At 25.7% G+C, this 10,969-nt stretch carries 12 protein-coding genes; 7 read left to right on the top strand and 5 right to left on the bottom strand.

All coding sequences use genetic code 11. From position 1 onward, the window contains the following. Positions 1-235 (bottom strand): transposase (locus HZY91_RS10710; protein WP_197116186.1); only part of this gene is annotated, 235 nt, incomplete at its 3' end. A gap of 108 nt (positions 236-343) precedes the next feature. Here HZY91_RS10710 and HZY91_RS10705 point away from each other — a divergent pair. The 7 genes from HZY91_RS10705 to HZY91_RS10675 all read left to right on the top strand — a co-directional run bounded on the left by HZY91_RS10705 (position 344) and on the right by HZY91_RS10675 (position 8,650). Next, positions 344-550: a hypothetical protein gene (locus tag HZY91_RS10705; RefSeq protein WP_197116264.1), complete on the top strand. Its 207-nt coding sequence runs from the start codon at positions 344-346 to the stop codon at positions 548-550. A gap of 408 nt (positions 551-958) precedes the next feature. Next, entirely contained in the window at positions 959-2,704 is a 1,746-nt protein-coding gene (locus tag HZY91_RS10700) for a YcaO-like family protein (RefSeq protein ID WP_197116263.1), read from the top strand. A gap of 17 nt (positions 2,705-2,721) precedes the next feature. Next, on the top strand, positions 2,722-3,810 hold the full coding sequence (locus HZY91_RS10695; RefSeq protein WP_197116262.1) for an arginase family protein: 1,089 nt from the start codon (positions 2,722-2,724) through the stop codon (positions 3,808-3,810). Positions 3,811-3,828: 18 nt separating this feature from the next. Continuing rightward, positions 3,829-6,237, top strand: coding sequence for a lantibiotic dehydratase C-terminal domain-containing protein (locus tag HZY91_RS10690; RefSeq protein ID WP_197116261.1), 2,409 nt, complete (start codon positions 3,829-3,831; stop codon positions 6,235-6,237). Further along, positions 6,221-6,481 (top strand): DUF2087 domain-containing protein, encoded by a 261-nt coding sequence (locus HZY91_RS10685; protein WP_197116260.1) that lies wholly within the window; start codon positions 6,221-6,223, stop codon positions 6,479-6,481. Before HZY91_RS10690 ends, HZY91_RS10685 begins: the two co-directional genes overlap by 17 nt. Further along, a complete protein-coding gene (locus HZY91_RS10680) occupies positions 6,478-7,686 on the top strand; it encodes an MFS transporter (protein ID WP_197116259.1) in 1,209 nt (402 codons plus the stop codon). Before HZY91_RS10685 ends, HZY91_RS10680 begins: the two co-directional genes overlap by 4 nt. Then, a complete protein-coding gene (locus HZY91_RS10675) occupies positions 7,667-8,650 on the top strand; it encodes an ImmA/IrrE family metallo-endopeptidase (RefSeq protein ID WP_197116258.1) in 984 nt (327 codons plus the stop codon). Before HZY91_RS10680 ends, HZY91_RS10675 begins: the two co-directional genes overlap by 20 nt. Here HZY91_RS10675 and HZY91_RS10670 read toward each other — a convergent pair. The 4 genes from HZY91_RS10670 to HZY91_RS10650 form a co-directional block, all read right to left on the bottom strand. Then, the gene (locus tag HZY91_RS10670; RefSeq protein ID WP_197116257.1) at positions 8,621-9,007 is read right to left on the bottom strand and encodes a DUF5388 domain-containing protein; all 387 of its coding nucleotides are present in this window, start codon (positions 9,005-9,007) and stop codon (positions 8,621-8,623) included. The two genes, HZY91_RS10675 and HZY91_RS10670, sit on opposite strands and share 30 nt — an antisense overlap. A 162-nt stretch (positions 9,008-9,169) precedes the next feature. Then, positions 9,170-10,108, bottom strand: coding sequence for an IS30 family transposase (locus HZY91_RS10660; protein WP_197116256.1), 939 nt, complete (start codon positions 10,106-10,108; stop codon positions 9,170-9,172). Positions 10,109-10,170: 62 nt separating this feature from the next. Beyond that, positions 10,171-10,632, bottom strand: coding sequence for a ParA family protein (locus HZY91_RS10655; protein ID WP_197116265.1), 462 nt, complete (start codon positions 10,630-10,632; stop codon positions 10,171-10,173). Positions 10,633-10,667: 35 nt separating this feature from the next. Next, the coding region (locus HZY91_RS10650) for an IS3 family transposase (RefSeq protein ID WP_197115769.1) at positions 10,668-10,969 on the bottom strand (302 nt) is incomplete at its 5' end.

Raw genomic sequence — 10,969 nt, 5'->3', positions numbered from 1 at the left:
CCATCTTTAATTGTTGATTTTCTTTACGCAATTTTCTGAGTTCTTTTTCCTCATCAGTTAGATTATCAACAACATTAAATGAACCACTATTTTGATGATTCTTAATCCATTTATCTAAGGCCGAAGGGGTTAGATCGTATTCTCCAATAATATCAGATTTAGATTTTCCGTTTTCAAACAAACGGACCATTTGAAGTTTAAATTCTGGAGTAAAGGTTCTGCTTGTTCTAGCCATAAATAAATCGCCTACTTTCTTAATTTAACAATACATTCTCTCAGGAGACTTGTCCAATTAAGTGTAGACGATTCAGATGATGATAAAAATCATAAATATAGGAACATAATGAATAAGTATCCAAATAACGTACATCCTATAGATATTGATGAATATGATAACTATGCATTAATTCAAAATTTTATCTTTTTAAAGAAAGAATTTATTGGAGAAGCGTTTACTGTTAATAATATTCATTCTTCTATTGTAAAAGAAGATGACCAAAAAAATATTAAAAAGAAGCTGGCAACCCAATTCGTATTCAACCAGACCTAGACCTAGTATATTCTATTCAAAATGAATATATAAGTAATAAAAAAGAGATGGATCTTTAACATCAAGATTTGTCTCTTTTTTTGCTCAGCTTAAATGTCATTAATAAAATCGTTTAAATCCAATATCAGATTATCATGACAATAAGGTATAGTTAATTTATCTATAAGTACAAAAATGAGTATTGACCCAAAATTAAAAAACGGTTACAATAACAAGTGAATATTTTAAGAAAGGAGGGAAAATATGGAGAAAAAAAAGAAAGCAATTAAAAAAATCGAAGTGAAAAAACCAGTTGCTGCTCAATCTAAATGCAGATATTCAGGTCCAGCTCCAACTTTCTAATTTTTAATAGTAAGTGCAATCTTTCCTAGGAAATTTTGCACTTTTTTCTTCATATTTAATTAATATATGCAAAAAACTGATATTCCTTTATTTAGGTTTAAGGGTGAATATTCATATTATTATTATATTTCTGGAGACTTATATGAAGGGGATAAAGAATACTATGAATTTAATGATCCTATAAATAAGATAACCTATACATTACAAGGAAAAGAAAAGGTATGTATCATTCATCTTAATGATTTGAATAATATTTCAAATATAAAAATAACAAAAGAATGTAAAATAATAATTATAAATTTTTATGATACAATAATTTGCTTTGATAGAAAGTATTTAGAAACTTTATTAGTGAGAATAGTAGAAAATATTGAATATAATATTATGGAGTTAATAGATAAAAAAGAATTATATTTTAACTTTAATTTACTTTCAGATGAACAAATAAAACAAATTATAAATCTCGTTAAAACAATTAATTTTTGTGAGGGTTGTGTGTTTAGTTTAAAAAAACAAACAAATGCTATATCAATAAATCATGTTGTTTTATTTCCCAGTAAGTTAGAGTGTCAATATGATGAAATTAATTTATCTTCAGAAAAATATATTTCTGAAGGAACTAATTATATTATTAATAAAGAATATAAATTAGAAGTAGGACCCTACAGCCCTGTATATTTATGCCAAGATTTATCGACAATAGATTATTTAAATTTACCTGTATATAAATCATTTTCATCTCGTTCACCTTTAGAAAATAATTTTTCTGTACATGGAGGTAAAGGGCATAATAAGTCCCAAGCATATTCAAGTGCAATAGGAGAAGCATATGAACGTTATTGTAGCAGGGTCTTTCCATATGATTTACTAATTATAGAATCATATGAAAATTTTTTAAAAAATAATATTAAAGCTATAAATCCTGAAATTTTAAATTTAGATACAAATTATATAAATAAATATAGCCCTAGAAATAAATATAAATGGATAAAAATTAAAAATATAACTTCTAATGAATCTATATATTTTCCAGCAAACTCGGTATTTTTCCCATATAATGATGAAAATAAATTAATGCTACACTCTCAATCAACTACAGGGATTTCATCAGAAAAATCTTTATCTTTAGCGGTTTTAAAAGGAATATTTGAAGTTTTAGAAAGAGATGCATATGCATTAACTCATAAGGCTAGATTATATGGTAGAAAGATTATTTTTGATAATGTAAAAAATAAAAAATTAAAAAAATTACTTTTATATTTAAAAGAAAAAGGAATAAATTTTCATATTCACATTTTAGATTCATTTGACTTTATTTATGTAGTACATGCTATTTTAGAAGATAAGCAATTTCCTATATATACCCATGGTTCTGGAGCAGCTTTAGATATTGAAATTGCTATTTTCAGAGCAGTAACTGAGGCGGCTCAAATGAGGGTATCACAAATAGAGTTGAAAGAAGATGGGATAAGTGAAAAAGACTCTATATATATTAAATGGGGAAATGGTAAAAAGAAATATTGTAAATATTTCTTAAATAATAGTAAAACTAAAACCGTTAATATAAGTCATTTCAAAGATCTAAAAAATAATGATGTATTAGATGATATAAATTTTTTATTAAATAAGTTAAAACAAAAAGGATTTGAAGTATACGTTGCAAATTTATCTAGAAAAGACTCTCCTTTAAAATGTGTCAGGGTAATTATACCTGGATTGCAAGATATAGATAATTATAATACTAGAGATACAAATAGATTATTAGAAACAGTAGGCAACAATGAAATAAATAGATTAACATTATTTAGTTAGAAGAAAGGGATGAAATCATGGGGTTATATGTAAATAATTATGTAAAAAAAGATAATGATAATATTATATTATCGGAAATAAATATAGAATTAACTGAGAAAATAGCGAATTATATTTTCGAAAATAAAGGAAAATATATTGATAATTATTTCGAATACTTATATGATGAAGATATAGAAATTTTACTAGCGTATGCCATTCTATCAGAAAATCCTAATTTTTATAAATTGTATCCTAATATAAACTATTCTATGTTTGGTATAAATACTCGATGTTTTCTAGAAGATAAGAATAATAAAGAAATATTTAATGTTGGTATATTTGAAATACCTTACTTTCAAGGAAATATAAAAAATACTTATGATGTAGAATCTATAAAGAAATTGAAAGAGACTACTTATAAAATTCCTAATCCAAATATTAGTAATCAAAAGAACATTCAAATTAAACAAAGAAGAGATATTGCAGATTATGGTTTTTTACAGATATCAGAAAAACAAATAATGATAAAAGAAATTGAATCTCTTTCATATCAAGTGTTCAAATCGGATAATAAAATTACTCCAGTATATATTGGCGGAGATCATTCAATATCATATCCTATTATTAAAGGTATAAAACAAGCATATAATCAAGAAATTATATATTTATATTTTGATGCACACTTAGACTTATCGGAAAATGAATTTTTGACTAATGGAAGTGTTGTAAAAAAAATCTCTGAAATATCGGGTGTAGAAGTTATAAATTTTGGGTATAGAGGATATATATATAATGAAGAAAAAGAAGAATCTGATAAGATTATTAAAATAAGCAACATTGATAATCTTATTAAATATATTTTAGAAAGTAATAAACCATTATATATTTCAATTGATGTAGATTTTTTTGATCCAAGTTATATTCCAAATATAACTTTTCCCGTACCAAATGGAACTAGTTTGTTAGAATTCGAAATAATATTGAATAAGTTAATAGATTCTAGAATTAATATTATTGGATGTGATCTAGTTGAAGTAAATACTTTCTCGTCAAATTGTGAATATGGGTTAACAAATGTAGGATATATATTATATGAAATTTGTAAGACATTATCTTATAAATAGATAAGGGGAGTAGTTTATATGAATTTTGAAGAAAATATGCTATTAAGATTGCCCATTTTATCAATGAATTCTGAAATTAGTAGTGAGGAATTTGAGGAAGTAAAATATATATTAAAAAATATGCATTTGAGTTATATCAATAAAGACGTAATAGATAAATATATTTCTAGAATGAAATATAGAACTAATCCGTTAAATGCTATGGTATCTGAAAACAAGGTTGTTATTAGTGATTATAACAAATTATGTATTAATGAAGTTAGGGAAACAAAAACTGTATTAAAACATCAGAATCTATTTTCCCTTAGTAATAGAATTATAGAAAAGGATAAATTTTTCGTATATGGGTTTAAAGAAGATTATTATATTTTAGAGAAAAACGAAATAAATTTTGATTCTGTTTCTTACAATGAAGTGTTAAGTAGAAAAGAACTTGATAAGAAGATTGTAAGTGATTATGAAATAAACGATTTAATAGAAACAGGTTTTTTTTCAGAATATTTGGTAAGTGAAATAGAAACAGATATTACGGGCAATAACAAGATATATGATAGATTTTCCTCAGAAACTCAATATTTAAATATATCAGATAAATTATTAAAAAAAGTAGGTAACATTGTTTATTCTATACTAAATTGTTTTTATTTAAAGGGTTTGGATGAAGTGATAGATTATTTTGTAGATAAATATCATTTCTCATATGTTCCTCTAAATATAGTATTAAGTGATAAAAAATTTCTGGAATTATGTAGTAAATTGTATTTGGTTCCAAATAAAAAATTTACAGATTATTATGCTAATATAATAGAATATTGTGATATATCGAATATAAATGAATTTGATATTTCTTCAAATTTTTTTAAGCAAATGATGGAAAGAGAACCTAAATATAATGATTTTGATGTCAATATGAATATTTTGGAAAATGAAGGAAAAGTAATTATTAATTTAGATACAGAAAAGTATATTAAAAGAAAAGGATCAGTAAATAAATTTTCTGATAGTAATGATTATTCTATAAATATTCTTTCGTCTAATCCTGTAATAAGTTATCTTACCAATAGACAAAATGATAAAAATAAAATTAATTATGATTATTTAACAGAAAATGGATTAAACTTATCTGATATATATATTGGATATGATAAAGAGATAGAATATTTTCATATGATAAATCGTCTAACAGAAGAAAATATCAGTATTAATCTTTTATCAAATGTAGATAGCTATTATTTAGGTAGTGAGATAGATACGATTGTTAAACTATCGAATATTAATAACCATATAAGAACACATCTGATTCCAAAATTTTTTTATAAATATAATCATACTCCAAGAATAACAGTAGATAATAATATAATTCTTTGTAAAGAACAGTGGGTAGTAAACTATAATGTTCTATTGCATAAAAATATTGATAGCTTTAAATATAATATTGAAAATATGATTGGAAAAAAAGAAAAAAATAATTTTGTATATATTGAAGAAGATTATGAAATCCCTTTTACCATCGATAATATAAGAGATATAGAAGAATTATATAAAAAAATAAAGAAACACAAAAAATTAATAATTAAAGAGAATATTTATGAGAAATCTTACGTATATATAAATGATAAACAATATAATAATGAGCTAATTGTATCGTATAGCGATTATCACAATAAATCAAAAAGTTTTTCAAAAGAAAGGAACTATGTAGAATCACCGTATGAAGTTGATATTTTAGATAAATGGACTTACTTTTTAATTGAAATTATAGAACTTAATAGTTCAGTATATAAATTGATTAAAGAGTTATCAGAACGAATAAATAGTACTAGGTTTTATTATTTATTCTTTATAGAAAGATCACAACAGCAACTAAGATTTAGAGTTAATTCTAAAGATTATATTTTATATATAGTCGAAATTTTAAAAAAATATAGTGTAGTATTATCATATTCAATTGTTCCATATGATAAAGAGATTTGTAGATATAATGAAGTAGGAATAGAAAATTTTGAAACAATTTCTTATTTTGACTCAAAAAGAACGCTGATTGTAAAGAATGAGTGTGAAGATAATATAAATATTAGAGAGTTAGTAACTATTAATATTATTTATTATCTAAACTTATTTTTTGAAAATGAACTAAATTTAAAAGTAAAGATTCTAGAACCATATATAAAAGGGAAACAAAATAGAGAAACATTAAACTATTATTCTAATATAGTTAATAATTTTGAAGATAATATCAATTTTACTAAATTTAATAATCAAGAGGAAAAATTCATTAAAATTAATGGAATAAAAAGTGCGTTAGATTTTATTCATTTAAGTAATATTCGTTTGATTGGAAATAACATAGAAATTGAAAAAGAAGCATTTAAATACATAGCTATATATTTAAAAAAAAGTAGGTATAAAAATGGAAATAATAAATAAGTTTTTAAATAAAGATGGAAAAATAAGATTAATTCCAAAAAAAAATAAAAATAAATTAGTTATTTTTGATTATGTAGTAAACCATATATCTAAAAACGGAACTGTATTTTCAGAGCAAGAAATAAATATGGTTATCAAACAAGTATACGAAGATTATGCTACTATGCGAAGATATTTAGTTGATTATAATTATCTTATTAGAGATAATTATGGAACGGAGTATAGGTTAGGTATGAAGCGATGAATAAGATACTATATAAATATTACTGGTTAAATTTTTTAGTGGTAGCTATTCCATCGTTCTTTAATCCGTTGATATATATTTTTTTACTTAAAAATAATTCTATGAGCCAAATAGGAGTATATTTGTCATTGTTCTGGTTTATTTCTTTTCTGACAGAAATACCTTGTGGAGCAATAACTGATTTAATAGGTGAAAAAAAATCAATTATATTAAGTGGTATTTTTAAAATAGTAGGTTTACTTTTATTAATATCATATGACTTTAAATTATTGATAATTTCTGCATTTTTTTCAGCTATTAGTGAATCATTTCAATCAGGAACATTATCAAGTTGGATGATTAATTCTATTAATCATTATAAAAGTAATAGTGTAAATTTAGAAAAAGTATTCTCTATAGCTTCTATTATTGGTTTAACAACCTCATTAATAGTGGGATTTATTAGTGTGAATTATTTATATGTATATAAACCAATCTTGCCATTTATTTTTAGTATGATATTGTGTGTAATTCTAATTTTTTCAGCTATTAATATGGGAACAATAAAGACACTAAAAAATGAAACGATTATAAAAGTATTAATTAATTCAGTAATAGAGATTAAAACAGTATTTAAAAGAATTTTTAACTTAAAAACTGGTTTAGTATTAATGTTGTTAATATTACTACCTAAATTATTAGATGTTGGTCCATCTAATCAATGGCAAGCTGTCTTTCATAGAGAAAATGATGAAAAAATCATTAGTATAGTATGGATAGTAATTGCTATAAGTGGAATATTAGGTAGTTTTATTTCAGATAAAATATTAAAAAATACAGATTATTTTAAATCTTTTTCTTTATTACTATTCACTGATGTCTTAATTTTAATGGGGATATTTTTATCATCTAATATTTGGTTAAATATAATATTATTCTCATTACATATTGTGTTTTTTACAATTGCTAGTATAAAAGGAAACGTTCTTTTACATTCTGAAATAGTAGAAAGTGATAAACTAAGGAATACTACAGTCTCCATATTTTATAGTTTAGAATCTGTATGTATTTCAATATTTTTAAGTTTAAATGGAATATTTTCAGACAAGATAGGTATTTTGAATACCTGGAGACTAACTAATATTTTTATATTATTAGTATTGGTATTTTTATTGTTTTATATTAAAAAGAAAAGAAGATTTTTAAATGGCCTTAAAAAGAAATAAAATGCACTCTATACAAGAAGAAAAAGAATCTGTAGCATTATTAAAGTCTTTAGGACATATTGTGAGTTCTTTTTATGAAATAGAATTAAATAGTGAAGAAATAGTTGATTTTCCAATAAGTCTACCTAACATAAAAATAGAAGTTTCTTTGGAGGAAAATATATTAATTCAAAATATAAAATTAAATAAACAGTTACTTAAATATAAGTTTGATTATTTAACATGGAGAAAAAAACATAATTTTCAATCATTAAATTTAGAACCTAGTTTCTGTAATATGAGATATCAAAATCCAAATAATGAGATTGATATTTCAATATTCATTAATGAACAAAATAGATTAGAAAATAATTCTATTTATTATTTAATTCTAGATAAAATTATATATACTATAAAACATAATATTAAATATCCTTCAAAATCTATTGATGGTTATAAATGTATTCATTGTCCTATGATTAATCAAAGTTATATTTTAATAAATGAAATAGATAACCAATATCATTTATTTTATTTATTGCATGAAATTGGGCATGTTATTGTAAATTTTTTAATGGTTGAAACATCTATAATTTTTTCAATAGAAGAAGAAGAGTATTGGGCACACTATTTTGAATGTACTTTAATTAATACTTTTTATAAAAAAGAGGCGAAAAAATATGAATATTTTTTATATTCCTTACTAGAAGAAAATAAAGCTATAACTAATTATCAAATTGAACTTTTTAAATACCCAGAAAAGTATGAAAAATACGAAAATAAAATGGAACTATATAAAAGAAATGTTGTTGAGTATAATTTGACAGATGAAGATTCAATTAATTATAATTATGTCTTTGAATTTATAGATGCCCCTTTTTATTCTGCTTCTTATATAATGGGGCAAGAAAATGCTATAAATCATATTTTAAAAGATACGTTAATTGAGGGTGTTTTAAAATTTACCAGCATATTTGATAAATAATATATTCTGTCTTGTTAATTCTTTTAATTCTAATGAGTGAAATATTGTTAGATATCTTCTAAGTTCATCGTCACTTAATTTTGACACATATTCATTAACCAACGTTTCTACGGCATTTTTTTGATTATCAAATTTTCCAATATTTGCAAGAGACATAATTTGATTTCTTGTATGATTACTTACTTTGATTGTTACTCGTTCTGTTGCACTTACTTGATAATCAGTTGGATTATTGGACAATTGCCCAACTGATGAGTTAGAAAGAATCTTAGATATATTAGTATCTGGTCTATTAATTAGATTATCAAAAATAGGATTATCTTTTCTCAATTTTTTATTCTTTTGAACCATTCCCATATTATTCTTCAGCCTCCAAACGGTTAAGTAATTCTTTAGCAACCTTGGTAAAGGCTTCATGTACCCTTTTCTCATGAATATCACTTGGATTATCTGTAATTCCTGTCATATCCATTCTCTTAATACGCTCCATAGGATTTATTTTATTTTTAAGATGGTTTGTCAAATTAAGTGCAACACTTCGCGTTGAAATACTTCTAAAGGAGTATCCCAATTGAGGCACTTTCTTGGTCGACCGTTGATTTTTAGGAGAGCCTCAACACGTTCGTCCTCTGTAACTTCGTCTAGATTCGTCTTTTTCGGGAAGAACTCACGTAGTAGTCCGTTACTGTTTTCGTTGGTTCCTCGTTGCCAAGCACTATATGGGTCGGCAAAGTAAATAGGAATTCCGTATGTATCCTTAATTTCCTCATGACATGCAAACTCCTTCCCTCGATCCGATGTTAGTGTTTTAAGAGATTCTCCCATATACCTCCATAGTTTTTCTATGCTTTTTTTCATGGAAGTAGCTGTACGATCCGGCATCTTAAAAGCTAAAAATAGACGACTTCTTCTTTCCGCAAAGGTAGCAAAACAGCTCTTACTCTCGCCTCTGGAGGACACCATGGTATCGGCCTCCCAGTGGCCAATGGATGTCCTTTTCCTAACTTCTTTAGGCCTTTGGTGAATGGAAGTACCAAGGTGAAATTTACCTCGTGTTTCTACTGGCTTCCTTCGTTTTCCTTTCTGACGCAAGACCTCAAGATCCACGGGAAGAATGCCAGAGTAAATCCATCGATAGATCGTTTTAAAACATAACTTGCCAGAAAGAAGACGACCGACAATCTGTTCAGGTGACCAGGTGTCCTGGAGTTTTTGTTGGATGAGTTCTAGGAGCTCTGGCGTTGTTTTGCTCTTGCGGCCAACTAGTTTTCTAGCTTGTAAGTATTGCTCATGTGCAGCTTCGGCTACATAGGGCTGACCTTTAAACCGGCGCAGTTCTCGACTAATGGTGGAAGGATTCCTAGATAGCTCTTGGGCGATCGAACGAATGCTATGCCCTTGTTTGTGTAAAGTATCTAGTCGTCCGCGTTCAAATGGTGTAAGATGGCTATAGCTCATTAGGAGACCTCCGTGAATAGTTTTGTGGTGAATCTATTTTACACGAAGTTTCCTAATGAGTTTTAGCTTTTTAGGCTGTTGCACTTAATATTACAATCCAACTTAAATATATATTCTGGCCCAAATTCAACCGACGCTAGTCGCAAGACTTCTTCATCTACTGCCGCTTTTCTTTTACTTAAAACAGGTAAAACTCCTAAAACATCACATTTAGCGTTAAAATCTTCAATTAGAGTATCTGATAAGTATTTTATAAACATTTCCGCACCCGTCAAACTTCTTTCCTGTGTCTGTAAGATTACAACAATTTGATCACAGAAATAGAAGGCTGTATCATTTTGTAAACTTAGAGTAAGAGGAACATCTAAAAAAATGTAATCATAGTCCTTTAATAATGGATATAAGTAACTAGATAAAAACGTGACTCTATCCTCTTCTTTTTGAAAGTTTTTTTCCAGATATCTAGGATAAAATTGAAAGTCTACAGCGTTTGGGATCAAGTATAAATTCTCTTTGATTTCAATAACTAATTCTTTGGGATTGGAATGTCAACAGTTTCTTAGACACTTTTCATGTGTAAATTTTTAAACGCCACAGGCGTTAAATAATGTAATGAAGAATGTGGTCTAAAATTGTTGTACCCATTCACATAATCAAATAACTCAGTTTCTAGCTGGTTCAAGTTTTCAAATTTTATTTGTTTTACAAATTCAGTTTTGATTGCTTTCATCGTTGCTTCTGCAACAGCGTTATCATAAGGACAGCCTTTTGTGCTTAATGAACGTTTGATGTTAAATGTTTTTAAAACTTCATCTATCAATTTGTTGTCGAATTCTTTACCTCTATCTGTATGAAATAATT

Origin of the sequence: Facklamia lactis (assembly GCF_015863205.1) — a bacterium.
Classification (GTDB): domain Bacteria; phylum Bacillota; class Bacilli; order Lactobacillales; family Aerococcaceae; genus Facklamia; species Facklamia lactis.
This window is presented reverse-complemented; position numbering and strand designations above follow the sequence as displayed.